This window comes from Bradyrhizobium genosp. A, from assembly GCF_049949275.1.
GTDB lineage: Bacteria > Pseudomonadota > Alphaproteobacteria > Rhizobiales > Xanthobacteraceae > Bradyrhizobium.
Genome location: NZ_CP188196.1, coordinates 232,955 through 254,684, shown reverse-complemented (window position 1 = coordinate 254,684; position 21,730 = coordinate 232,955). Strand labels below are relative to the sequence as shown.

The window sequence follows — 21,730 nt, the reverse complement described above, 5'->3', positions numbered from 1 at the left end:
TTCGAAACCACCCGATTTCTGACTGCGCTCAGGTCAGCGGGTTGTAGGTCGGGCCGCGCTTGGCGGCGTTGAGCGCCTCTATCAAGCCTTTGTAAAAGCTTGCCTTTTCATCCGGTCCCAAAAAGCGGGCGATCTGGATCTGGTGGCCCCGCGAGATCAGATAGAGATGCTCGATGCCAAAATCCTCGTCGACTTCCGTGTCGAGGCGGACCCAGAGCGGATTGAAGGTCCATTCGGCGACCTGGCCGCGATGGCTGACCCGCCGCACGCGCAATTCGGTAGCCGAGACCGTGATCTCCTCGCGCGCCCGCGCGGTGCGGAAATTAGCCTTGAAAGCCCACCAGATCACGAGAATGTCGAGGCCGAAAAAGCCGAACACCGGCCAGGCGCCCATCATCAGGAAGACAATGCCGGTGACGAAACTGACGACGCTCAGGAACAGCATCACGGCGAGAAAGCCGGTGCGGTTCAGCGAGCGGTGCGGCGTCAGCAGCGCGGAGAAGATCTGCTGCTCGCTTTCGCGCTCAATTTCGTTGCCTGTGCTCATCGTCCCTCAGTATATCCCGATCATGGCGAAAATCACCCGCAAGCCGGCCCCGCGCAAAGCGGCGGTGCCGAAGAAAAAGGCAAAGGCAGCCGTCGCGAAGCCCAAGCCTTCCGCTAAGAACTCGGCGCCGGCCAAAAAATCGCTCAAGGCAACAAAACCCAATTTTATCGAACCTTGGACGCCGGCAGAGGTTCGCGAGGTCTTCAGCCGCTTCAGCAAGGCCAACCCCGAGCCGAAGGGCGAGCTCGAGCACGTCAATCCGTTTACGCTGCTGGTCGCCGTGGTGCTGTCGGCGCAGGCGACCGATGCCGGGGTCAACAAGGCGACACGGGAATTGTTCGAGATCGCGGACACCCCGCAAAAGATGCTCGACCTCGGCGAAGAGTCCTTGCGCGAATACATCAGGACCATCGGCCTCTACCGTACCAAGGCGAAGAACGTGATCGCGCTGTCGGCCAAGTTGCTCAGCGATTTCGGCGGCGAGGTGCCGCGCACGCGTGCCGGGATCGAGTCGCTGCCGGGCGCGGGACGCAAGACCGCCAACGTCGTGCTCAACATGGCCTTCGGCGAGCACACCATGGCGGTGGACACCCATGTTTTTCGCGTCGGCAATCGCACCGGGCTCGCACCCGGCAAGACCCCGCTCGACGTCGAGCTCGGTCTCGAAAAGGTGATTCCGGCCGAGTTCATGCTGCATGCCCATCATTGGCTGATCCTGCACGGCCGCTATACTTGCCTCGCGCGCAAGCCGCGCTGCGAGGTTTGCCTGATCAACGATCTCTGCCGGTGGCCGGAGAAGACGGTTTGAGGACGGCGTTCGGGCAAAGTGGTTTTGGGGGCCTATCGTGAGTCAGCAGGAACAAGTTTCGTCGCCTCAGCCGGCCGCTTCGGCGCCGGCGATGCAATCCAAGCCGACGCAGCGCCCGGCGAGCTCGCTCTGGAGCCGGCTCGCGATCCCGCTATTTGCCGTGATCGTCGCGCTCGCCTTCGTCGCGCTGGCAACGCTGCGCTTCGACGAGTGGGTCGGCAATGAAGTGGTCCAGACCACCAATGACGCCTATGTCCGCGCCGAGCTGACGCGGCTTGCGAGCCGCGTCTCCGGCGAGGTGCTGACCGTCGCCGTGACCGACTTCCAGCGCGTCAAGGCCGGCGATCTCCTGATCCAGATCGATCCCGCCGACTACGAGGCCCAGGTCGCGCAGTCCGAGGCCGCGGTCGCCGCCGCGCAAGCCGTGCTCGACAATCTGGCCAACCAGATCGAGCTGCAATATGCGACGATCGCGCAGGCCGAGGCCTCGCGGCTGTCGGCCGAAGCGCTGGAGGTCGAGGCCAAGCAGGAGCAGGACCGCCAGCAATCGCTGACGCAGACCGAGTCCGGGACACGGCAGCGCTACGAGCAGGCGGTCGCAGGCTATGCCAAGGCGCAGGCCGACGTGCGCGCCAGCCGCGCCGTGATCGCTGCCCAGCAGCATCAGCTCGAAGTCCTGCAAGGCACCAAGAAGCAGCGCGCCGCCGATCTCGACGCCACCAAGGCGACGCTGGCGAGCGCGAAGCTCAAGCTTGGCTACACCAAAATCACGGCGCCGTTCGACGGCGTCGTCGGCGAGCGCCAGGTGCAGCCCGGCGATTACGTCAATATCGGCACCAATCTCATCAACGTGGTGCCGCTGCCAAAAGTCTATGTGATCGCGAACTACAAGGAGACCCAGCTCACGCACGTCGTGCCGGGTCAGCCGGTCGAGATCACCGTCGACAGTTTCCCGCGCGAAAAGCTGCGCGGCAGGGTCGAGCGCATCGCGCCCGCGACCGGCGCGCAGGTCGCGCTGCTGCCGCCTGACAATGCGACCGGCAATTTCACCAAAGTCGTTCAGCGCATTCCCGTCCGCATCCAGTTCGACGACAACCAGCCGCTGCTGGCGCGGCTGGTGCCGGGCATGTCGGTCGTCACCAGGATCGACACGAAGGGCGCAGATGGCGGAAAGTGACGATGCCGGGCGCGGCCCCGTCTCGCGCGGCGGCGTCGCGGCGCAGCCGCTGTTTGCGGTCGCCGCCGTGCTGCTCGGCTCGTTTCTCGCCAATTTCGACAGCCGGCTGACCACCGTCGGCCTGCCCGACCTGCGCGGCGTGTTCGGGCTCAGCTTCGACGAAGGCGCCTGGCTCTCCACCGCCGGCATCGGCTCGCAGATCTTCATCGCGCCGGCAGTAGCGTGGCTCGCGACCGTGTTCGGCCTGCGCCGCGTGCTTGCCATTCCGAGCCTCGTCTACGCAATCGTTTCGCTGATCCTCCCCTTCGTGCGCGACTATCCGACGCTGATCGCGCTCAGCGTCGTGCATGGCCTGCTGCTCGGCACCTTCGTGCCGGCGACGTTGATGATCGTGTTCCGCAATCTGCCGATCCGCTGGTGGCTGCCCGCGATTGCGCTCTATTCGATCCGCGTCGGCTTTGCATTGGACAGCTCGACCTCACTGGTCGGCTTCTATGTCGATCACCTCGGCTGGCAATGGCTGTACTGGCAGAGCGTCGTGATCGCGCCGCTGATGGGCCTGATGGTCTATCTGGGAACGCCGAACGAGCCGGTCAATCGCGCGCTGCTGCGCGAGGCCGATTGGGGCGGCATGCTGCTGCTCGGCGCGGGGGTCGGGATGATCTATGCCGGCCTCGATCAGGGCAATCGCCTCGACTGGCTCGGCTCCGGCACGGTGATGGCTCTGCTGGTCGGCGGCGGGGTGTTGTTCGTCGCTTTCCTCATCAACGAGTCGCTGGTGCGGCAGCCCTGGGCGCATGTGAACGTGCTGTTCTCGCGCAATATCGGCCTGTCGCTGGTAGCAATCCTGCTCTACACGCTGACCTCGCTCTCCAACTCGTCGCTGGTGCCGAACTTCCTCGGTAACGTCGTTCTGCTCAGGCCGGAACAAAGCGGGCTGCTGCTGCTCACCTATGGCGCGCTGCCCATGTTCGTGCTGGTGCCTGTTTCGATCTGGCTGCTGCGCCATTTCGATGCGCGCGCGCTGACGGTGGTGGGATTTGCCTGCTTCGCGGCCGCCAATCTCTGGGGCACCCAGCTCACCCATGACTGGGCGCGGGAGAACTTTGTCGGCATCGTCCTGCTGCAGGCGGTCGGCCAGTCGACGACGCTGTTGCCCCTGATCATCATCGCGCTGTCCAACTCCGATCCGAGCCGCGCGACATCGTTTGCCGCCTATATCCAGATCATGCGGCTCGGCGGCGCCGAGATCGGCGTGGCATTGATGGGAACGTGGCTCCGCGTCCGCGAGCAGATACATTCCTTCTATATCGGCCAGAACCTGGAAGTCGGCGACGTCAACGTGGTGCGTGCGCTGAAGCAGCTTGCCGATCACTTTGCAGCTCATGGCGCGGGCTCGGCTCAGGCGCGGGCGGTTGGCACGCTCGCAAGCTTCGTGCAGCGCGAGGCCAATGTGCTCGCCTATATCGACGGCTTCTGGCTCTGTTTCTGGCTGGCGATGGCCGCGCTCGGCTTTATTGCTTTGATCACCCGCGCACCGCCGGGCCCGTTCACCCCGGCGCCGTTTGGCTTCGCCAAGATGCTGCTAAGGAAATGCGGGGTGCAGGTGACGTGAACGCCGAGGTGATTGGCTCGTTCAATCCCGCTGCAAGGTCGGTCACCTCTCCCGCTTGCGGGAGAGGTCGGCACGTAGTGCCGGGTGAGGGTTCTGTCCTCTAGGGGATTATCCAATCGCGGAGACACCCTCTCCCGCAAGCGGGAGAGGGAGAACACCGTCACCGCATCTGCCGCGCCGGCTCGATCAGCTCGGGCCGCGGTCCGGACAGCCGCTTGTGCATGTGGACCATGAGGGCCATGCCGAAGATCGGCGTGGCCAGGTTGACGACCGGAATCGAGACGAAGACCGCGATGAAGAGGCCCGCGGTGAAGATCGTCGCGGCATTGTCGCGCCGCATTGCCTTGGCGTCCTCCGGCGAGCGGAAACGCATCGCGGCGAGCTCGAAATATTCGCGGCCCAACAGCCAGGCGGCGGCGAGGAAGAAGATCAGGAAACCGGCACCGGCCAAAAACACCAGCGGTAACGCGACGAGATAGACCAGGATGGTCAGCAGCGCGGTTTTGATGCCCTCGAAGATCGCCTGATTGAACGGCAGTGCCGTGCCCGGCCGCTCGGCCGGATAATATTCGCGTTCGACGATATCGGCGACGTCGTCGACGAAGAAGCTCGCCACCAGCGAGGTGATCGCGGGCATCAGGAACACGCTGCCGAACACCACGCCGAGGCCGGCCGCAATCGAGATGATCCAGGCCAGCACCTCCAGGGACGAGTGCCAGCTCGGTCCGAGCAGGCCCTCCAGCCAGACCTCGCCATAGGTGGCGAACCAGCTCAACAGCCGCTGCAACCCGATCGCCAGCACGACGATCAGCACCAGCGCAAGGCCGATCGATCGCCAGAGGATCGAGCGCATCGGCGGCGACATCATTTGCGACAGCGCCTTGATGGCGGCATCCAGCATGGAACCCTCTCACGAAATCACTTGCGAGAGGTAGACACCCCGGGCCGCTTCGGCAAGGGAGGCTGACCTGCTACTCGTGCCGGTGCCCGTGCTTCCGCACCTTGGCCGGCTTCCCCTCCCCCGTCGGAATCATCACCACGCGCCCATAGCGTACGCCGCGCTCCGCGATGATGTGATCAGCAAAGTGCCTGACCTCGCCGGCGTCGCCGCGCAGCGCTGTCATCTCCATGCAATTGTTGTCGTCGAGATGGACGTGCAGGGTCGCGAGCGCGAGGTCGTGATGGCCGTGGAATTCCTGCACCAGCCGCTTTGAGAGATCGCGCGCGGCGTGGTCGTAGACATAGACGAGACCGGCGACGCAGGCGCCGGTTTGCGCGGTGCCCTCGGTCGATTGCTGCAGGCCGGCCCGCGCGAGATCCCGGATGATCTCGCTGCGGTTCTGGTAGCCGCGCGCTTCCGCCGCCGCATCGATCTCCGCCAAAAGATCGTCCTCGATCGTGATCGTAATCCGCTGCATCAGGTCCTCTCCGCGGCACCGCCGAATGGACCTGTTCTACACGGATTCCGTCATGATCACAGTCGCGTTGCGCGCAACCGCAGCGCATTGCCGACCACGCTTACCGAGGACAGCGCCATCGCAGCGGCCGCGATGATCGGCGACAGCAGCACGCCGAAGGCGGGATAGAGGATGCCGGCGGCGATCGGAATGCCGGCGGCGTTGTAGATGAAGGCGAAGAACAGGTTTTGCCGGATGTTGCTCATCGTCGCCTGCGACAGTTTTCGCGCACGCACGATGCCGGTGAGGTCGCCCTTGAGCAGGGTGATGCCCGCGCTTTCCATCGCCACATCGGTGCCGGTGCCCATGGCGATGCCGACTTCGGCTGCCGCCAGCGCCGGCGCGTCGTTGACGCCGTCGCCCGCCATTGCGACGCTGCGGCCGGCCTTTTGCAGCTTCGTCACCACGGCGCTCTTCTGGTCCGGCAGCACCTCGGCTTCGACGTCGGCGATGCCGAGCCGGCGCGCGACCGCTTCGGCCGTGGTGCGGTTGTCGCCGGTCAGCATGATGACCTTGATGCCTTCGGCGGCGAGCGCCTTCAGCGCCTCCGGGGTCGAAGCCTTGACCGGATCGGCGATGGCAAACAGTCCGGCGAGCTTGCCATCGATCGCCATGTAGATGACGGTGGCGCCGTCGCCACGCAGGTGCTCAACCTCCGCGTCAAGCGCGTTGGTGTCGATTCCGATCGATGTCAGATACTTTGCGTTGCCGAGGACGACAGTCTTGCCATCAACCTTGCCGGTCGCGCCCTTGCCCGTCGGCGAATCGAATTGTTCGACTTGGCCGAGCGTGAGCTGTTTCTCCTTCGACGCGCGAAGAATGGCGTCAGCGAGCGGATGCTCGCTGGCGCGCTCGACGCTGGCTGCAAACCGAAGGATGTCATCCTCGGCAAAGCCAGACGCCGGCACGATCGCGACGACTTTTGGCTTGCCCTCGGTCAGCGTGCCGGTCTTGTCGACCACCAGCGTGTCGATTTTCTCCATGCGCTCCAGCGCTTCGGCGTTCTTGATCAGGACGCCGGCGTGCGCGCCGCGGCCGACGCCGACCATGATCGACATCGGCGTCGCCAGGCCCAGCGCGCAGGGGCAGGCGATGATCAGCACGCTGACGGCGGCGACGAGGCCGAAGGCGAGCCGCGGCTCCGGCCCGAACCAGGCCCAGGCGGCGAAGGCTGCGATAGCGACAGCGATGACGGTCGGCACGAACCAGCCGGCGACCTGGTCGGCCAGCCGCTGGATCGGCGCGCGCGAGCGCTGCGCATCCGCGACCATCTGCACGATCTGCGACAGCAGGGTCTCGCGCCCGACCTTGTCGGCCCGCATGATGAAGCTGCCCGACTGATTTAGCGTGCCGGCGATCACTTTTGCACCGGTCTCCTTAGTGACCGGCATGGATTCGCCCGTCACGAGGGATTCGTCGAGCGAGGAGCGGCCTTCGAGGATGACGCCGTCGACCGGTACTTTTTCGCCGGGACGAACGCGCAAGGAATCGCCGGCCTGCAGGGAGTCGATTTCGACTTCATGCTCATTGCCATCGGCATCGACGCGTCGCGCGGTCTTCGGCGCGAGCTGCAACAGCGCCTTGATCGCGCCCGATGTCGCATCGCGGGCGCGCAGCTCCAGCACCTGGCCGAGCAAAACCAGGACGGTGATCACGGCGGCCGCCTCGAAATAGACGGCGACCGTGCCCTCATGGCTGCGGAAAGTCGCCGGAAAAATCTGCGGCGCGATCGTGCCGATCAGGCTGTAGACATAGGCTACTCCCGTGCCCATCGCGATCAGCGTGAACATGTTGAGGTTGCGCGTCAGTACCGATTGCCAGCCGCGCACCAGGAACGGCCAGCCGGCCCAGAACACCACGGGCGTGGCGAAGATGAGCTGGATCCAGTTCGACAGTGTCGGGTCGATCCAGTTGTGCGGGCCCGCGAGGTGTCCGCCCATCTCCAGCACCACAGGCGGCAGCGCCAGCGCGCCGCCGATCCAGAACCGCCGCGTCATGTCGGCGAGCTCCGGATTCGGTCCGGTCTCCAGGCTCGCGACCTCCGGCTCAAGCGCCATGCCGCAGATCGGGCAGCTGCCGGGTCCGACCTGGCGGATCTCCGGATGCATCGGGCAGGTGTAGATCGTGTCCGCCGGCATCTCCGGTTCGGGCGTTTTCTCTTTTGCGAGATACTTTGCGGGATCGGCAGCGAATTTGGTGCGGCAGCCGGCCGAGCAGAAATGGAAAGTCACGCCGTGATGCTCAAAGCGGTGTTTTGAGGTCGCGGGATCGACCGTCATCCCGCAAACGGGATCGAGGACCTTTGTCGCGGCTGCGTTGTGGTCATGATCGTGATGATGGGCATGATCGCCGCAGCAGGACGAGGCCGGCTTCGGGGGCGCCGCGGTCTTGGCGGAGCAGCCGCATCCGGAATGCGTGTCCCCATCGTGATGATGCTTGTGGTCCGCGTCGTTCATTCCCATGCTCCGGCCTTGTACCAGGGACTTGCAACCCATACCCGGTAGGGGTATATAAACCCCATGCGCAAGGACATCAAGGCATCCGTCGGAAAACGTCTCGGCCGGATCGAGGGCCAGGTTCGCGGCCTGTCGAAAATGGTCGAGGAGGACCGCTACTGCATCGACATCGTCACGCAGATCTCGGCGGTGCGCGCCGCGCTGCGCCGGGTCGAGGAAGAGGTCTTGAAGGACCACGTCGCCCATTGCGTCGAGCAAGCCATTGCGAGCGGCGACAGAGTGGATCAACGCGAGAAGATCGCGGAGCTGATGGCGGTGATCGGACGGGCTGAGCGGTAGGCTGGGCCCCTCCCGTCATTGCGAGCGCAGCGAAGCAATCCAGAGTCCCTCCGCGGAAAGATTCTGGATCGCTTCGCTGCGCTTGCAATGACGGTGGTTGAAGTTCGTTTACGCCGCTCGCTCCCTCGCGCGCCCGCGGTGTCTCGGCCGGTACATCGCGAGCCTCTTCAGCAGCGGGAAATGTGCGGAGTCGGTGACGCGTTCGACCGTCTCGGCGGTCGGCGCGGGTTCGCTCGTCACTTCTGCAGCCGGAACTTCGGCCGGCGCCTCTTCGTCAATCGCTTCAGGAACGAGCGGCGGCGCACTGACCGTTTCTGGAAACACACCGAATGAGCCCGCTACCTCCTCGAGCGGCTTTTGCTTGTCGGCCCAGTGCAAGGCTGTGTAGTCGAAGCCGTGCACGATGGTGGGTTTGACCACTTCGAAGTAGGGCGAGATGTCGAAGTCGCGGGGCATGTAGAGCGAGGAATCGCGGATGTGCAGGATCTCGCGGCGGGCGGCGCGGCTGCCGGCCTTGGTGATCTTCGGCAGGATCGGATAGCGCACGGCGTCGAAAGCCTGCGCGATCAGCGCCGAGCAGATGATCTTGGTCGGATCGCCCGAGCCGATCGCAATCATGCGCCGCCGCCATCGCTGCGGTATCGGCAGAGGAAACAGGAAGCGCATCAGGTCGATGATGTTCTTGGTGTCGTAGCCGAAGCCGATGCGGTTGATGGCATAGCGGCACACCGTGGTGCGGTCCTCGTAGGACAGCCCGACCGGGCGGCAGACGCGGGTGTGGTAGGGGAAATATTTCGACAGCGGCGCGGAGGTGACGCCCTCGCCGATATTGGCCTCGATCAGCACATGCGGCTCGCCGTTAGGCTCCATGGCGCCCTCGACGGGGCCGACATAGAGCGCGGCATGCGACCAGGTCGACTGCGTCAGATATTTGATGATGCCGGAGATGCGGTTGTTGCCTTCGACCAGCATCACGTCGCCGGGCTGGATCACGCCGCGCAAATGCTCGGGGTCGCTCGGCGTGAACGGCTCGTAGCCCGGCACCTCCTTCGAGAGGTACGCGGCTATCACCTTGCCGACTGAATCTAGGACGGTCCCCATGAACTCCCCCAACGGCTTTTTCCCGCCGTCTTTTTTCATCTGTAGCATGGTCGAAACCTGTTGCAATTCGGTTCATGGCTCTGCGGGTTCAAGCACGATTGATTCACCACGATGGTTGCTGTGCAACATCAGATGCGGCAAGGTTCTGGGGCTGTTCCCGTTCGTCGCAAGTCCCCGGAAACCATGACATGACAATCACGCGCCGCAGCTTCCTATCGGCGTCGGCGGCTTTGGCCGCAATGCCGGTCCTGGGCGCCACGGCCGCGCCGCTGCCGCGCGAGGCTGACATTGTCGTGATCGGTGCTGGCGCGGCCGGTATCGCTGCGGCGCGGCGGGTCATGGCGGCCAATCGCAAGGTCGTGGTGGTGGAAGCGGCGTCGCAAATCGGTGGGCGCTGCATCACCGACAGCACCACCTTCGACGTGCCGTTCGATCGTGGTGCGCGCTGGATGCACAATCCCGACACCAACCCGATGGTCCGGCTGGCGCGCAGCGCCGGGCTCGATGTCTCCCCGGCACCGTCGGGCCAGAAGATGCGCATCGGCCGCCGCAATGCGCGCGCGGGCGAGACCGAGGAGTTTTTGGCGGCGCTGGTGCGCGCCAACCGCGCCATCGACGAGGCGGGACGCGGCAAGCTCGATACGTCCTGCGCGTCGGTCCTGCCCAAAGATCTCGGCGATTGGGCGGGCGCCGCCGAATTCGTGCTCGGTGCGAGTTTTGCCGGCAAGGACCTAAAGGAGCTGTCGGCGATCGACAAGGCGCGTGCGCAGGACCGAAACGCCCCGATCGCCTGCCGACAGGGTCTGGGCATGCTGATCGCCAGGCTCGGCGAGCAGGCGCCGGTTGTGCTTGCGACCCCGGCAAGCCGGATTGTCTGGAGCAATCGCGACGTCAGCGTGGAGACGCAGGCCGGGAAGATCGCCGCGCGCGCCGCCATCATCACGGTCTCGACCAATGTGCTGACGAGCGGGGTGATCAAGTTCGCGCCCGATATCCCGAAGCGTACGCTCGACGCGGCGTCAAAGCTCACGCTTGGCAGCTACGATCACATCGTGCTGCAACTGCCGGGAAATCCGCTCGGGCTCTCGCGCGACGATATCCTGATCGAGCAGAGCAACTCGACGCGCACCGCGCTGATGTTCGCCAATATCGGCGGCTCCTCGCTGTGCTCGATCGACGTCGGCGGCTCGTTCGGCCGTGACCTCTCCCAGCAAGGCGAGAAGGCGATGGCGGCCTTCGCAAAGGAGTGGATTACGAAGCTGTTCGGCAGCGAGGCGGCAGCCGCCGTGCAGAAGACCGCTGTAACGCGCTGGAATGCCTCGCCCTATGTCATGGGCGCAATGTCGGCGGCCTCGCCCGGCGGGCAGCTGTCGCGAAAAGTCCTGGCCGAGCCGATCGGCAACATGTTCCTCGCCGGCGAAGCCACCCACGAGACGCTCTGGGGCACGGTCGACGGCGCCTGGGAAAGCGGCGAGCGCGCCGCGGACGCCGCCCTCCGCAAGATCGGTGCGCTCAAGGACGAGCCCGCCGAGGTGCCGACGCAGTCGACGAAGCGGCGCCGCACGCCGCGTCCGCAAAGCAACTAGCGCAAAATTCCGTCCAGCGCCGGCAACCCGGCGATCACCGCCATCGCAATCAGCGCGTAGCAGATGCCGCGGAATATCGCTTCGCTGGCGCGGGCGAACAGTGATGCGCCGAAGGCGACGCCGATCGCGTAGACCGGGCCGACGATCAACGAGAGCACCAGCGACTCGCGCGAGATCAGGCCGGTGGTGGCATAGCTGATCATCGAGAAGAAATCGGAGGCGCCGAAGAACAGCACGATGTTGGCGCGCGCGACGATCGGCGCAATGGGACGGCCGAGCCAGTAGCCGACGATCGGCGGTCCGCCGGTCTGCGCCAGGCCGCTGCAGAAGCCGGAGAGGCCGCCGATACCGACCGAGAGCCAGGCGCGGTCCTTGCCGCGATAACGCCAGCCCGACAGCAGCAACAGAAGCAGCGCGGCCACGAAGCAGGAGATGATCCAGCGCGTGGTGATGGGCTCGAGCACGCTCAGGAAATAAGTGCCGACCGGCACGCCGACCAGCGCGCCCAGCACGATCACGGCGGTGGCCTTGCGGTCGGCCTTCCGCCACGCGTCGGGCAAAAGCGGCACGGCCGCGACAAAATCGATGACGAGGAGCAGTGCCGCAACCAGCCGCGGCGCCGCGACGCTGCTCGCCAGTGGCATGAAGATCAGCGCCGAGCCGAAGCCGGAGAAGCCGCGCGCGGTGCCCGAAACGAAAGCGATGGCGCAAAGCGCCATCGCGACCGTAAGGCTGACGTCCTTGGGGAGGAAGTCAGCGAAGGTCATGCTTGATGATTCTGGAGCATGATGTTGTCCGAAAACCGCTTCACACTTTCGGCATCATGCTCTCAACATGCCGCCGGTCTTCTTCGTGACCTCCGCCACGATCTTCGCAGCGACTGCCTCGATCTCCTGGTCGGTCAGCGTCTTCTCGCGCGGCTGGATCGTCACCGCAATGCCGATCGACTTCTTGTCGTCGTCGATGCCCTTGCCCTCGTAGACGTCGAACACGTTGACACCGGTGATCAGCTTCTTGTCGACGCTTAGCGCGGCGCGCACGATGTCACCGGCCTTCACGGCACGGTCGACGATGAAGGCGAAGTCGCGCGACACCGGCTGGAACGCGGACAGCTCGATCAGCGGCTTGGCGCGGGTCGGCTTCTTCTTCGCTTCCGGAATCCGGTCGAGGATCACCTCGAACACAACAAGCGGGCCGTCGGCGCCGAGCGTCTCCAGCGCGCGCGGATGCATCTCGCCGAAATGACCGAGAACGTTCTGCGGGCCGATCTGGATCGTGCCGCAGCGGCCCGGATGCAGCCAGGAGGGACCGCCGGCGACGATCTGGAGCGCCTGCATCGGCGCGCCGGCGGCGGCCAGCACCGCGAGCGCGTCGGCCTTGGCGTCGAAGACATCGGCCTGCGCCGAGCCCGACCAGTGCCGTCCCAATCCGTCCGATGAGGCAAGGCCGCGGCGCACGCCGCTCGCGGCCATGAACTGATCCTGCGGGCGATCGCCCCTGAACACCTGACCGACCTCGAACAGCACGACGTCGCCAAAGCCACGATCGGCATTGGCCTGTGCGGCTGCGACCAGGCCCGGCAGCAGGCTCGGCCGCATGTCGGAGAGATCGGCGGCGATCGGGTTGGCGACTTCGAGCTCGCGCTGGCCGCCGCCGAACAATTTTGCCGCAGGTCTTGTGATGAACGACCACGTCACCGCCTCGACCATGCCGCGGCTTGCGAGCGCGCGCCTGGCGCGGCGGGTGCGAAGCTGCAGCGGCGTCAGCACGGACTTGCGCGCGTCTTCGCCGCGCTCGAATGGCGTCATCGGCACCTTGTCGACGCCGTAGATGCGGATGACCTCCTCGACGATGTCGGCCTTGCCATGCACGTCCGAGCGCCACGACGGCACCGCGACCTTCACCACAGGGCCGGGCCCCGCCATCATGAAGCCGAGACGGGTCAGGATCAGCTTCATCTCGACCTGCGGCACCTCGATGCCGGAGAGACGCTTGACCTCGGTGAGCGGGAAATCGATCACGCGATCGTCGCCGAAGGTTTTGCCCACGACGACGTTCTCCGACGGCGTGCCGCCGCACAGCTCCAGCACCAGCCTGGTGGCGAGCTCCAGCCCGGGCACCATGAAAGCGGGATCGACGCCGCGTTCGAAGCGGTAGCGCGCATCGGAGTTGATGCCGAGCTTGCGGCCGGTCTGGGCGACGTTGATCTCGTTCCACAGCGCCGATTCGATCAGCACGTCGGTGGTGTTTTCGTCGCAGCCCGAGGCTACGCCGCCCATGATGCCGGCGAGCGATTCGACGCCGTGCTCGTCCGCGATCACGCAGATCGAGGGATCGAGATTGTAGGCGCGGCCGTCGAGCGCGAGCAGCGCCTCGCCGTCGCGGGCACGGCGCACCACGAGATTGCCCATCACCTTCTTGGCGTCGAACACGTGCAGCGGACGCGCGCGGTCATAAGTCATGAAGTTGGTGATGTCGACCAGCGCATTGATCGGGCGCAGGCCGATCGCGGTCAGCCGCTTCTGCAGCCATTCCGGCGACGGACCGTTCTTCACGCCCCGCACGAGGCGCAGCGCAAAACCCGGGCACAGCGCGGCGTCTTCAACCGTGACCTTCACCGGGCAGGGGAATTCACCCTTGATCGGCTTGATGGAGGGATCCCTGAACTTGCCCATGTCGGCGGCGGCGAGATCGCGCGCGATGCCGTGCACGCCGGTGCAATCCTGCCGGTTCGGCGTCAGGTTGATCTCGACCACGGGATCGCCGAGCGCGGCCCATTCGGCATAGCCGGCGCCAACAGGCGCGTCCGCCGGCAATTCCATGATGCCGTCATGGTCGTTGGAGATCTGAAGCTCGGCCGCCGAGCACAGCATGCCGCGGCTTTCGACGCCGCGGATGGTGCCGACACCGAGCGTGATGTCCTTGCCGGGAATGTAGGTGCCGGGCGGCGAGAACACGCTGACGAGCCCGGCGCGCGCATTCGGCGCACCGCACACGACCTGCACCGGCGCGCCACCGTCACCGGTATCGACCATGCAGACGCGCAGGCGATCAGCATTGGGATGCTGCTCGGCCGAGATTACCTTCGCGATCGTGAAAGACTTCAGCGCCTTCGCCTTGTCCTCGATATTCTCGACCTCGAGCCCGATCATGGTGAGCTTGTCGGCGAGCTTTTCGAGCGGCTCGTCGGTCTCGAGATGATCCTTCAGCCAGGAGAGGGTGAATTTCATGGCTGCTTTTTCTCCACGGAGACGGTCTGCTCCCTCTCCCGCTTGCGGGGGAGGGTTGGGGTGGGGGCTCTCTCCGCGACGGCAGTCGCGATTGTTTCGAGAACGCCGCCACGATTGGTGATGACATCGAGATTGCTGAAGCGGAGCACCTTGAAGCCCTTCGCTTCGATTGCGGCGGAGCGACGCGCATCGGCGCGCCCGCCATCGTCCGAGAAGTGTTGGCCGCCATCGAGTTCGATGACGAGCTTTGCCGCATGGCAGATGAAATCGGCGATGTAGCGCTCGATCGGCACTTGGCGGCGGAAGCTCACGCCATTCAACCGGTTGGCGCGCAGTTCCGACCAGAGGATTCGCTCTACATCGGTCGAGTTGCGCCTGAGCGTGCGCGCATTGGCTCGAAGCCTGGCTGGTACTTTCCAGCCCGGATGTTCAGGATCGACCATTGGCAACCCCATTGCGGAGACACCCTCACCCCAGCGCTCCCCCGCAAGCGGGGGAGGGAGTCCGACCTGTCGGGCGGCTAGAGAATACGTATCCATGATATCAGCGCCACGCACTCGCTCCATCCATTCCCTCCCCCGCTTGCGGGGGAGGGGCAGGGAGAGGGTTCTCTCCACGAAGGGAACGGCGCGAGTCATCGTATGGCCGAGCATCGCCATCACGAGCTCAGCCCTCCCGCGAGTGTCGGCACTTCGAGCGGCTTGAAGCCGTAATGGTTGAGCCAGCGGACGTCGCTGTCGAACAGCTGGCGCAGGTCGGCGATGCCGTATTTCAGCATGGCGATGCGGTCGATGCCCATGCCCCAGGCAAAGCCCTGGTACTCGTCGGGATCGATGCCGCAGGCGCGCAGCACGTTCGGATGCACCATGCCGCAGCCGAGAATCTCCATCCAGTCATCGCCCTCGCCGAAGCGGATCTCGTTCTTATCGCGGCGGCACTGCAAATCGACTTCCAGCGACGGCTCGGTGAATGGGAAGAACGAGGGACGGAAGCGCATGTTGATGTGGTCGACTTCGAAGAACGCCTTGCAGAACTCGTGCAGGATCCATTTGAGGTGGCCGAGATGCGAATGCTTGTCGATGACGAGGCCTTCGACCTGGTGGAATTGCGGCGTGTGGGTCGCGTCGGAATCGATGCGGTAGGTGCGGCCCGGGCAGATCACGCGGATCGGCGGCTTCTGGGTGAGCATGGTGCGCACCTGCACCGGCGAGGTGTGGGTGCGCAACAGCATGCGCGAGCCGTCCTCCTTCGGATGGAAGAAGAACGTGTCGTGCATCTCGCGCGCCGGATGGCCTTCCGGAAAATTCAGCTTGGTGAAGTTGTAGTCGTCGGTCTCGATGTCAGGGCCTTCGGCGACCGAGAAACCCATGTCGGCAAAGATCGTGGTCAGCTCGTCCCAGACCTGGCTCAGCGGATGGATACGGCCGGCCTCGACTTGGGCATCGCGCAGCGGCAGCGTGACGTCGATGGTCTCGGACGCCAGCCGCGCATCGAGCGCCGCGGACTTCAGCAGGTCGCGCCGTGCGGCGAGCGCCTCGGTGACCTTGTCCTTGGCCTGGTTGATCGCGGCGCCTTGCGACTTGCGCTCGTCGGGCGACATTTTGCCGAGCGTGGCAAGCAGCGCCGAGATCGAGCCCTTCTTGCCGAGGGCCGCGACGCGCACCGCTTCGAGCGCGGCTTCATCGCCGGCGGCGGCGATCTGGTCGAGGATGGATGTTTCGAGCGTTGCGAGGTCGGACACAGTCAAATCCTTGCTGCCAAATTCGGCTGGGTTGTCGCCGCCCGAAGGCCGTAACGTCAAGCAAAAAGCCGGTCATTCCGGGCATAGGACCAGCTGGGTTGAACCTCGCGCGGGAGCCGGGCACCAAGGGAAGATTGAGAGGAGACTTCCGCGATGCTTTCGAAATCCTGTTTGGCCGCTCTCGCCATCGTTCTGTCGGTCGCTGCCACCCCGGCGCGCGCCATGGTCTGCATGGACAAATCCATGACGCTGGACGAGGTCGCCGACACCATCAGCGCTCAGAAGGGCTGCGACAGCGCGATGAAGGTCTTCAGGGATTGCGGACTGACCGCGAGCGGCGACGTCGAGCTCAGCGCCGCCGAGACGCAAGCCTACATACGCGCGATGCGCGTGTGCGACGGCAAGTACCGGAACAAGTCCGGCACCATGTATCTCTCGTTTACGGCATTCTGCCGGGCGGAGGTCGCCCAGCGTTACTCGCAACGCGCGCTGAAGGCTGCGGGCCGGAAGGCCCGCTAGCGCTGGCTCAATTAGGCCGCGAGCGCAGCTTTGGCCTTCTCGGCGATCGCCTGGAACGACGCGGGCTCGTGGATCGCGAGATCCGACAGCACCTTGCGGTCTACGGTGATGCCGGACTTGGCCATGCCGTCGATAAATCGGCTGTAAGTCAGGCCGAACGGACGGACCGCCGCGTTGATGCGCTGGATCCAGAGCGCGCGGAAGGTGCGCTTCTTGCGCTTGCGGTCACGGAACGCGTACTGCTGGGCCTTCTCCACGGCCGGCTTGGCGGCGCGGATGGTGTTCTTGCGGCGGCCGTAGAAGCCCTTGGCGGCCTTGTAGACTTTCTTGTGCTTGGCGTGGGCGGTCACACCGCGTTTGACGCGAGACATGACAAATATCCTTCAGAGATGACTTAGGTTTCGGATTGCCGCGAACGACGCGGCAGAGATGGCAATGATCGTGGACGCGATCAGGCGTTCGGCAAGAAGTACTTCTTGACGTTGTCGCCGTCGGTCTTGAACAGCACAGCAGTGCCGCGAAGCTGACGGATCTGCTTCTTCGTCCGCTTGATCATGCCGTGACGCTTGCTGCGATGAGCGAACATCACTTTGCCGGTGGCAGTCACCTTGAAGCGCTTTTTAGCGCCCGATTTGGTCTTCAGCTTGGGCATTTTGCTCTCCTATGGCCACAACAGAATGCCGCCTGCGAAGGCGGCTGGCCGTCTAAAATGCTCGTTAGAGCGTTGATTGTGCTCAGGTTTTTGCGAACAAGCGCGAAACCCGCACGAAACACCGCCACGGCAGCCCTTAATCAGCCGGGCGATGAAGGTCGGCCTTATGACAGAGGACGTGCGAATTGGCAACGGTGAACCGTCGGAACGTGGCCGCCGACTATTCCGATTGTTACCATGCTTGTCCAAATCGTGTTGTTCGAAGCAGGACCAAAATGGCCCATTTCTCCCGATCGTCCTCCCCCTTGTCCATCATCACCCGCCCATACCGTCTGGCGCTGCTGGCCGTGCTCGCCACGGCCGCTGTCCCGTCGACTGCCGCTGCTCGCATTGGCGGCTATGACGGCGTCTGGAACGTCACCTTCGCCACCACCCGCGGCAATTGCAGTTCGGGCTACAGCGTTCCCTTCACCGTGACCGGCAGCCGGGTGTCGTCCGCCGGCGGTGGCCGGGTCTCCGGCAGGGTCAATCGTCGCGGTGCTGTCGCGGTCCAGGTGTCGGTCGGCGCATCTCATGCCAGCGGCGGCGGCCGGCTCGGCGGCGCGGCGGGTGGAGGCTCCTGGAGGGGCGTCATTTCCGGAGATCAATGCAGCGGCACCTGGCAGGCGACGCGGACCTGAGTTCGGGGCAAATCGTTGCCATCACGGCGGTGCGCTCCCTCCCCCGCCTGCGGGGGAGGGTTGGGGAGAGGGTGTCGCCGCGAGCGAGGAACCCCCTAGAGGAGAAAGCCCTCACCCGGCGCGCAAAGTGCGCGCCGACCTCTCCCGCAAGCGGGAGAGGTGCACCGACTTCGCGGCTTGCATCTCGACAAAACAAAACGGCCCGCCGGACAATCCGGACGGGCCGTTGAATTCTTGAGTCCTGCAGTGAGCAGGCCGTCAGCGCGGCGCCAGCACCATGACGACCTGGCGGCCTTCGAACCGGGCGTCCTGCTCGACCTTGGCGAGCTCGGCGACGTCGGTCTTGATCTTGTCCAGCAGCTTGGTGCCGATCTCCTGGTGCGCCATTTCGCGGCCGCGGTAGCGCAGGGTGATCTTGACCTTGTCGCCCTCTTCGAAGAACCGCAGCATCGCACGCATCTTCACGTCATAATCGTGATCGTCGATCATCGGGCGGAGCTTGATCTCCTTGATTTCGACGGTCTTCTGCCGCTTGCGGGCTTCGGCGGCTTTCTTCTGGGCGGAATACTTATACTTCCCGTAATCCATGATCTTGCAGACGGGAGGGCTGACATTCGGCGAAATCTCGACGAGATCCATGCCAGCTTCCTGGGCCATCTTGATGGCAAGCATCGTCTCGACGGTGCCTTTGTTGTCACCGGTCTGGTCGATCAGCTGGATCTGCGCATTGCGAATATCATCATTGATGCGCGGCCCGTCTTTGGCGGCAGGGGCCGGGGCTCTATTGGGACGGCGAATGGGTGGTTCTCCAAAGTTGTGAAAGGAAGCGGCTATTTTGAAGGAAGATGCGTGTGCCGGCAAGCAAGTCGCTCGTGCGAGAGGCGAAAAACCCTCAAATGCGAGACATTTTGGCCACGCCCATCGGCACGGTGCTCGACATAGACACCTTGCCCCTGTTCCGCAAGCGTCCCAAAGGGACAATGCCAATATAGGGTTGCGTCGCGAGACGCGCCCGGACAGCTCAAACCGCACAGCCAGAGTAACGTTCCATGACATCAGCAATTCCCGATACCGTGCTCGACTTCATCGAGGTCGGCGAGGGCGCGTCAGCGCGCCGGATCGCGGTGCGCCGCCGCGCCGGGCAGGCGCCCGGCCTGGTCTGGCTCAGCGGCTTCAAGTCCGACATGCAGGGCGGCAAGGCGGTGGCGCTGGACGGCTGGGCTGCAGAGCATGGCCGTGCCGTGGTCCGGTTCGACTATTCCGGCCATGGTGAATCCAGCGGCGATTTCGCCGACGGAACCATCGGTCGTTGGCTCGAGGACAGCGTCGCGGTGTTCGAGCGCTTCTGCACCGGTCCGCAGATCCTGATCGGTTCCTCCATGGGCGGCTGGATGGCGCTGCTGCTCGCGCGCGAGATCAAGAGGCGTTCGGGAACGGCATCGCTGGCGGGCCTCGTGCTGATCGCGCCGGCGCCCGACTTCACCGAAGAGCTGATGTGGAAGAATTTTTCACCCGAGGTGAAGCTGGAGATCGAGACCAGGGGTTTTTGGCTCAGGCCATCCGAATATGGCGACGGCACGCCCTATCCGATCACGCGCAAGCTGATCGAGGAGGGGCGCAACCATCTCGTGCTCGGCAGCGCCATCGATCTCGGCTGTCCCGTCCGAATTCTGCAAGGCGCCCAGGATCCGGACGTGCCGTGGCAACACGCCTTCGCGCTGACGCATCGCCTGCCGGCCGATGACGTCGTGCTCACCATGATCCAGGACGGCGATCACCGCCTGTCGCGCCCGCAGGACATCGCGCGCATTCTTGCCGCGGTAGCGGAGATCGGGTGAAGTGTCTCTTTGTCCAGCGGATGGATAGGTAACACAATAGACCGGATGGATGGGTGACACTCGTTCATGATTTGGTCGGCTGCGGCGCTGTGCTAGCACAGCGCCGCAGCTTGCGTGTTTGCTGGTCGATGATGCCGATCGGCACGTCGAAGAAGCGCACTTGCCAGTATCCGTCCTCGGTTTCCTCGACGACAACTGCTTCACCGTCAAGAGCGCTGCAGATGTGGATGAGGTCGCCACGCCATTTGATCTCGCCGTTGGAGCGGACCTGACGCACCGCGGCTTCGGCTGGATAATCGGGCTCTGGAAGCCGCCTTGGCATCTCACGGGGCGAGGGCTGATAGACGGTTGCAGGAGGGCGCTGGCCAAGCGACTCGTGTGGCCGTTCTTCGTTGTAGTCGCGCACAAAAGCCGCAAAGCGACGGGCCTGCGCGGCCCGGGTTGGCGGCGGTGGCCGCATGGCTTCCAGAAGCGTGAGGTGAAAACGCTCGTGTCGGCCGTTCTGCTGCGGATGGCCAGGATCAATCCGTTCATGCCGGATGCCGAGCTTGATCCACCATACCGACAGCGCCGTCAGGCCCGTGGTCCCGGTCGAGGCGAACGGCGAGCCATTGTCGGAGCAGATGATCTGCGGCAAGCCGTACTCGCGAAACGCCCGCTCCAGCAGCGGTTGGCATTCGGAATATTGCGTGCTGCCCGTCGCAGCCAAACTAATCAAATAGCGGCTGAAGCCATCGGTCGCCGTGAAAGGTTCAACCCGAGATCCGTCGCCCAGTCGGATCCAGCCCTTGTGATCGAGGGCCCATACATGGTTGGCATGCTGAGGCACCGTCAGTTGCCCCATGCGCGGCGGCGCACGTCGCCGAACCCGACGGCTGCTAACCAGTCCCGCCCGTTTGAGGATCTCGCCCGCCGTCGAGGCCGACGGCCAATCGACATCCCCTTGGCAAGCCTCAAGCTTGCTCACAATCTTGCGCGGCCCCCAGCTCGGCCGCTCGAGCCGCAGCCCCACAATCGCATCAACGATGTGCTGCGGCGTCGCGCGCCCATGCACCTGCGCGGCGTGCGAGCGATCCGCAAGCCCTCCAGGCCCTTCCAACCGGTAGCGCTCCAACCATTTGTAGCCGGTCTTGCGACTGATCTCGTAGCGGTCGCAAAGCTCCGTCATCGTCCACAATCCGCTTCGCTGATCCGCGATGAAGCTAACCCGTTGGTCCATTGCGCAGCTCTCTCGCCAAGGCATCGGCTGATCCTCCCAGCCGACAGAGAACTGTCACCCATCCATCCGGTCTACTGTGTTACCTATCTATCCGGTCTGGACATCTTCCTCCCTTCTCCCCTTGTGGGAGAAGGTGCCTTGCCGAAGGCAAGGCGGATGAGGGGTTCTTTCCGCGGAGACAGACCCCTCACCCAAGTGAATGCGTGTCCACGAACGGAGCTGCCCTCTCCCACAAGGGGAGAGGGCACAACATGAAGCACCGGGAGGCGATTCAATGACCACCCTCGCCATGCTGCGCGCCTTCTGCGACGCCGTCGAACAGCGCAACGGCCGTGCCTTTGCCGACCTGTTCACCGAGGACGGCGTCTATCACGACGTGTTCTATGGCGCGTTTGCGGGCCGCGAAAAAATCGCCGCGATGGTCGACGACTGGTTCTATCGCACGGCGACCGATTTCCGCTGGGACATGCATGACCCCGTCAGCAACGGCACCACGCTCTATGCGCGCTACACCTTCAGCTACAAATCGATCCTGCCGGAAGCGAACGGCGCGCGGGCGATGTTCGAGGGCGTTGCGATCATGACGCTGCGCGACGGCATGATCGTCAGCTATCACGAGGTCGCCAACACCGCGCCTGCGTTTGTCGATCTGAAGTTTGCGCCGGAGCGGATTGCGAAGATCGTCGGCAAGCAGGGCGCCGAGCTGAAGGCGCGGCCGGAGATGAAGCGGCATTTGGCGTGATGCACTGCTCTCTCATTCCGTCC

The 21,730-nt window shown here is 64.5% G+C and carries 22 protein-coding genes; 9 read left to right on the top strand and 13 right to left on the bottom strand.

Annotation, left to right across the window (positions count from 1 at the left end):
* Positions 1-28 precede the first annotated feature (28 nt).
* A complete protein-coding gene (locus tag ACP2YP_RS01115) occupies positions 29-547 on the bottom strand; it encodes a DUF2244 domain-containing protein (RefSeq protein ID WP_426421828.1) in 519 nt (172 codons plus the stop codon).
* Between the two features lie 22 nt (positions 548-569).
* Here ACP2YP_RS01115 and nth point away from each other — a divergent pair, with 22 nt between their 5' ends.
* Genes nth through ACP2YP_RS01100 form a run of 3 tightly spaced genes read left to right on the top strand, consistent with a single transcriptional unit; the run spans position 570 to position 4,147 of the window.
* On the top strand, positions 570-1,355 hold the full coding sequence (nth, locus tag ACP2YP_RS01110; protein WP_426421827.1) for an endonuclease III: 786 nt from the start codon (positions 570-572) through the stop codon (positions 1,353-1,355).
* Between the two features lie 37 nt (positions 1,356-1,392).
* Positions 1,393-2,532 carry an HlyD family secretion protein gene (locus ACP2YP_RS01105; RefSeq protein WP_426421826.1) on the top strand — a complete coding sequence of 380 codons (1,140 nt, stop codon included), beginning with the start codon at positions 1,393-1,395 and terminating at the stop codon, positions 2,530-2,532.
* Positions 2,519-4,147: an MFS transporter gene (locus ACP2YP_RS01100; protein ID WP_426421825.1), complete on the top strand. Its 1,629-nt coding sequence runs from the start codon at positions 2,519-2,521 to the stop codon at positions 4,145-4,147. The genes ACP2YP_RS01105 and ACP2YP_RS01100 overlap by 14 nt, the downstream gene beginning before the upstream one ends.
* Before the next feature lie 160 nt (positions 4,148-4,307).
* On the opposite strand, the gene ACP2YP_RS01095 is transcribed toward ACP2YP_RS01100, so the two are convergent.
* From ACP2YP_RS01095 to ACP2YP_RS01085, 3 genes are all read right to left on the bottom strand, one after another.
* Positions 4,308-5,048 carry a sulfate transporter family protein gene (locus ACP2YP_RS01095; protein WP_426421824.1) on the bottom strand — a complete coding sequence of 247 codons (741 nt, stop codon included), beginning with the start codon at positions 5,046-5,048 and terminating at the stop codon, positions 4,308-4,310.
* 70 nt (positions 5,049-5,118) lie between these two features.
* On the bottom strand, positions 5,119-5,565 hold the full coding sequence (gene nikR, locus ACP2YP_RS01090) for a nickel-responsive transcriptional regulator NikR (protein ID WP_426421823.1): 447 nt from the start codon (positions 5,563-5,565) through the stop codon (positions 5,119-5,121).
* 56 nt (positions 5,566-5,621) lie between these two features.
* Positions 5,622-8,060 carry a heavy metal translocating P-type ATPase gene (locus ACP2YP_RS01085; RefSeq protein WP_426421822.1) on the bottom strand — a complete coding sequence of 813 codons (2,439 nt, stop codon included), beginning with the start codon at positions 8,058-8,060 and terminating at the stop codon, positions 5,622-5,624.
* A 63-nt stretch (positions 8,061-8,123) separates the two neighbouring features.
* On the opposite strand from ACP2YP_RS01085, the gene ACP2YP_RS01080 reads away from it, so the two are divergent.
* Positions 8,124-8,399, top strand: a complete 276-nt coding sequence (locus ACP2YP_RS01080; RefSeq protein ID WP_426421821.1) for a metal-sensitive transcriptional regulator — start codon at positions 8,124-8,126, stop codon at positions 8,397-8,399.
* Positions 8,400-8,507: 108 nt separating this feature from the next.
* On the opposite strand, the gene ACP2YP_RS01075 is transcribed toward ACP2YP_RS01080, so the two are convergent.
* Entirely contained in the window at positions 8,508-9,500 is a 993-nt protein-coding gene (locus ACP2YP_RS01075) for a YiiX/YebB-like N1pC/P60 family cysteine hydrolase (RefSeq protein WP_426421820.1), read from the bottom strand.
* Positions 9,501-9,688: 188 nt separating this feature from the next.
* On the opposite strand from ACP2YP_RS01075, the gene ACP2YP_RS01070 reads away from it, so the two are divergent.
* Positions 9,689-11,086 carry a flavin monoamine oxidase family protein gene (locus tag ACP2YP_RS01070; RefSeq protein WP_426421819.1) on the top strand — a complete coding sequence of 466 codons (1,398 nt, stop codon included), beginning with the start codon at positions 9,689-9,691 and terminating at the stop codon, positions 11,084-11,086.
* On the opposite strand, the gene ACP2YP_RS01065 is transcribed toward ACP2YP_RS01070, so the two are convergent.
* The 4 genes from ACP2YP_RS01065 to pheS form a co-directional block, all read right to left on the bottom strand.
* The gene (locus tag ACP2YP_RS01065; RefSeq protein ID WP_426421818.1) at positions 11,083-11,853 is read right to left on the bottom strand and encodes a sulfite exporter TauE/SafE family protein; all 771 of its coding nucleotides are present in this window, start codon (positions 11,851-11,853) and stop codon (positions 11,083-11,085) included. The two genes, ACP2YP_RS01070 and ACP2YP_RS01065, sit on opposite strands and share 4 nt — an antisense overlap.
* A 54-nt stretch (positions 11,854-11,907) precedes the next feature.
* Entirely contained in the window at positions 11,908-14,316 is a 2,409-nt protein-coding gene (gene pheT, locus ACP2YP_RS01060; RefSeq protein WP_426421817.1) for a phenylalanine--tRNA ligase subunit beta, read from the bottom strand.
* A complete protein-coding gene (locus tag ACP2YP_RS01055; RefSeq protein ID WP_426421816.1) occupies positions 14,313-14,759 on the bottom strand; it encodes an endonuclease domain-containing protein in 447 nt (148 codons plus the stop codon). Before ACP2YP_RS01055 ends, pheT begins: the two co-directional genes overlap by 4 nt.
* Positions 14,760-14,974: 215 nt before the next feature.
* Positions 14,975-16,057, bottom strand: a complete 1,083-nt coding sequence (pheS, locus tag ACP2YP_RS01050) for a phenylalanine--tRNA ligase subunit alpha (protein ID WP_426421815.1) — start codon at positions 16,055-16,057, stop codon at positions 14,975-14,977.
* 153 nt (positions 16,058-16,210) lie between these two features.
* Here pheS and ACP2YP_RS01045 point away from each other — a divergent pair, with 153 nt between their 5' ends.
* Complete coding sequence (locus ACP2YP_RS01045; protein WP_426421814.1) at positions 16,211-16,576, top strand: hypothetical protein; 366 nt, start codon at positions 16,211-16,213, stop codon at positions 16,574-16,576.
* A gap of 11 nt (positions 16,577-16,587) precedes the next feature.
* Here ACP2YP_RS01045 and rplT read toward each other — a convergent pair whose 3' ends face one another.
* Positions 16,588-16,947, bottom strand: coding sequence for a 50S ribosomal protein L20 (gene rplT / locus ACP2YP_RS01040; RefSeq protein WP_027535560.1), 360 nt, complete (start codon positions 16,945-16,947; stop codon positions 16,588-16,590).
* Positions 16,948-17,027: 80 nt separating this feature from the next.
* On the bottom strand, positions 17,028-17,228 hold the full coding sequence (rpmI, locus tag ACP2YP_RS01035) for a 50S ribosomal protein L35 (protein WP_007598540.1): 201 nt from the start codon (positions 17,226-17,228) through the stop codon (positions 17,028-17,030).
* A 275-nt stretch (positions 17,229-17,503) separates the two neighbouring features.
* On the opposite strand from rpmI, the gene ACP2YP_RS01030 reads away from it, so the two are divergent.
* A complete protein-coding gene (locus tag ACP2YP_RS01030) occupies positions 17,504-17,908 on the top strand; it encodes a hypothetical protein (protein WP_426421813.1) in 405 nt (134 codons plus the stop codon).
* Positions 17,909-18,166: 258 nt separating this feature from the next.
* Here ACP2YP_RS01030 and infC read toward each other — a convergent pair whose 3' ends face one another.
* Positions 18,167-18,706 (bottom strand): translation initiation factor IF-3, encoded by a 540-nt coding sequence (infC, locus tag ACP2YP_RS01025; RefSeq protein ID WP_148778009.1) that lies wholly within the window; start codon positions 18,704-18,706, stop codon positions 18,167-18,169.
* Between the two features lie 251 nt (positions 18,707-18,957).
* Between infC and ACP2YP_RS01020 the strand changes: the two genes are divergently transcribed.
* Positions 18,958-19,746: an alpha/beta hydrolase gene (locus ACP2YP_RS01020; RefSeq protein WP_426421812.1), complete on the top strand. Its 789-nt coding sequence runs from the start codon at positions 18,958-18,960 to the stop codon at positions 19,744-19,746.
* A gap of 64 nt (positions 19,747-19,810) precedes the next feature.
* On the opposite strand, the gene ACP2YP_RS01015 is transcribed toward ACP2YP_RS01020, so the two are convergent.
* Positions 19,811-20,965, bottom strand: coding sequence for an IS481 family transposase (locus ACP2YP_RS01015; RefSeq protein WP_426419917.1), 1,155 nt, complete (start codon positions 20,963-20,965; stop codon positions 19,811-19,813).
* Positions 20,966-21,239: 274 nt separating this feature from the next.
* Here ACP2YP_RS01015 and ACP2YP_RS01010 point away from each other — a divergent pair, with 274 nt between their 5' ends.
* Positions 21,240-21,707 carry a nuclear transport factor 2 family protein gene (locus ACP2YP_RS01010; RefSeq protein ID WP_426421811.1) on the top strand — a complete coding sequence of 156 codons (468 nt, stop codon included), beginning with the start codon at positions 21,240-21,242 and terminating at the stop codon, positions 21,705-21,707.
* Positions 21,708-21,730: the final 23 nt, after the last annotated feature.

Coding starts and splice junctions, on each gene's coding strand:
- pheT (WP_426421817.1), bottom strand. CDS start 14,316: ATGAAATTCACCCTCTCCTGGCTGAAGGATCATCTCGAGACCGACGAG.
- ACP2YP_RS01015 (WP_426419917.1), bottom strand. CDS start 20,965: ATGGACCAACGGGTTAGCTTCATCGCGGATCAGCGAAGCGGATTGTGG.
- ACP2YP_RS01070 (WP_426421819.1), top strand. CDS start 9,689: ATGACAATCACGCGCCGCAGCTTCCTATCGGCGTCGGCGGCTTTGGCC.
- ACP2YP_RS01100 (WP_426421825.1), top strand. CDS start 2,519: ATGGCGGAAAGTGACGATGCCGGGCGCGGCCCCGTCTCGCGCGGCGGC.
- ACP2YP_RS01085 (WP_426421822.1), bottom strand. CDS start 8,060: ATGAACGACGCGGACCACAAGCATCATCACGATGGGGACACGCATTCC.
- ACP2YP_RS01020 (WP_426421812.1), top strand. CDS start 18,958: ATGACATCAGCAATTCCCGATACCGTGCTCGACTTCATCGAGGTCGGC.
- ACP2YP_RS01055 (WP_426421816.1), bottom strand. CDS start 14,759: ATGGTCGATCCTGAACATCCGGGCTGGAAAGTACCAGCCAGGCTTCGA.
- ACP2YP_RS01080 (WP_426421821.1), top strand. CDS start 8,124: ATGCGCAAGGACATCAAGGCATCCGTCGGAAAACGTCTCGGCCGGATC.
- ACP2YP_RS01095 (WP_426421824.1), bottom strand. CDS start 5,048: ATGCTGGATGCCGCCATCAAGGCGCTGTCGCAAATGATGTCGCCGCCG.
- ACP2YP_RS01115 (WP_426421828.1), bottom strand. CDS start 547: ATGAGCACAGGCAACGAAATTGAGCGCGAAAGCGAGCAGCAGATCTTC.
- ACP2YP_RS01075 (WP_426421820.1), bottom strand. CDS start 9,500: ATGGGGACCGTCCTAGATTCAGTCGGCAAGGTGATAGCCGCGTACCTC.
- ACP2YP_RS01065 (WP_426421818.1), bottom strand. CDS start 11,853: ATGACCTTCGCTGACTTCCTCCCCAAGGACGTCAGCCTTACGGTCGCG.
- ACP2YP_RS01045 (WP_426421814.1), top strand. CDS start 16,211: ATGCTTTCGAAATCCTGTTTGGCCGCTCTCGCCATCGTTCTGTCGGTC.
- rpmI (WP_007598540.1), bottom strand. CDS start 17,228: ATGCCCAAGCTGAAGACCAAATCGGGCGCTAAAAAGCGCTTCAAGGTG.
- nth (WP_426421827.1), top strand. CDS start 570: ATGGCGAAAATCACCCGCAAGCCGGCCCCGCGCAAAGCGGCGGTGCCG.
- ACP2YP_RS01030 (WP_426421813.1), top strand. CDS start 17,504: ATGGCCCATTTCTCCCGATCGTCCTCCCCCTTGTCCATCATCACCCGC.
- ACP2YP_RS01010 (WP_426421811.1), top strand. CDS start 21,240: ATGACCACCCTCGCCATGCTGCGCGCCTTCTGCGACGCCGTCGAACAG.
- rplT (WP_027535560.1), bottom strand. CDS start 16,947: ATGTCTCGCGTCAAACGCGGTGTGACCGCCCACGCCAAGCACAAGAAA.
- nikR (WP_426421823.1), bottom strand. CDS start 5,565: ATGCAGCGGATTACGATCACGATCGAGGACGATCTTTTGGCGGAGATC.